Origin of the sequence: Kineococcus glutinatus (genome assembly GCF_039542765.1) — a bacterium.
Taxonomy (GTDB): domain Bacteria; phylum Actinomycetota; class Actinomycetes; order Actinomycetales; family Kineococcaceae; genus Kineococcus_A; species Kineococcus_A glutinatus.
In genome coordinates this window covers 1-948 of the sequence record NZ_BAABIL010000034.1, presented here as the reverse complement: position 1 = coordinate 948, position 948 = coordinate 1, and the positions used below count along the sequence as shown (strand labels likewise).

The following is a 948-nucleotide window of genomic DNA, read 5'->3' as shown; positions in this document are numbered from 1 at the left end:
GGGAGACGTAGTCCCGGCCCGACAGCCACGCCCACGCCCGCGCCGTCGACAGCAGGGCCGTCGCACCGCGCGGGGACACGCCCAGGGCCAGCGAGGGCGACGAGCGGGTCGCGCGGCACACGTCGACGACGTAGCCCAGGACGTCGCGGGAGACCCGCACCCGCCGCACCGCGGCCGCCCCCGCGGCGATGTCCTCCGGGCCCGCGACCGCCCGCATGCCCGCGCCCGCGAGGTCGCGCGGGTCGAAACCGGCCGCGTGCCGGGCCAGGACCTCCACCTCGTCGTCGCGGGGCGGCAGCGGCAGCGTCAGCTTCAGCAGGAAGCGGTCCAGCTGCGCCTCGGGCAGCGGGTAGGTGCCCTCGTACTCCACGGGGTTCTGCGTGGCGGCCACCACGAACGGCCGGGGCAGCGGCCGGGGCACCCCGTCGACGCTGACCTGCCGCTCCTCCATCGCCTCCAGCAGCGACGCCTGCGTCTTGGGCGGCGTGCGGTTGATCTCGTCGGCCAGCAGCAGGTTCGTGAAGACCGGGCCCTCCCGGAAGCTGAAGCGCGCCGTCGCGGCGTCGTAGACGAGCGAGCCCGTCACGTCGCCGGGCATCAGGTCGGGGGTGAACTGCACCCGCCGGGTGTGCAGCCGCAGCGCCGTGGACAGCGAGCGCACCAGCAGCGTCTTGGCGACCCCCGGCACGCCCTCCAGCAGCACGTGACCGCCGCAGAGCAGGGCGATGACGAGGCCGGTGATCGCCGCGTCCTGGCCCACGACCGCCTTGGACACCTCCTGGCGGACGGCGGCGAGGGCGTCGCGGGCCGCCTCGGAGCGGGCCGGGTCGTGCACCTGCGCGGGCGCGCCGGGCACGGGGAGGTCGCTGCGCTGGTCTGCTTCGCTCACGGTCTGCGGGCCTTCCGGGGTCGGTGCTCGGGAGCCGGGACGGGCTGCCCGGGGTGGGG

1 protein-coding gene is annotated in these 948 nt (G+C 76.6%); it reads right to left on the bottom strand.

What is annotated here, in order from left to right:
* Nucleotides 1-856, bottom strand: an 856-nt coding sequence (locus tag ABEB16_RS01825; RefSeq protein WP_425560082.1) for an AAA family ATPase, incomplete at its 3' end; no start/stop codon positions are given.
* Between the last annotated feature and the right edge of the window lie 92 nt (nucleotides 857-948).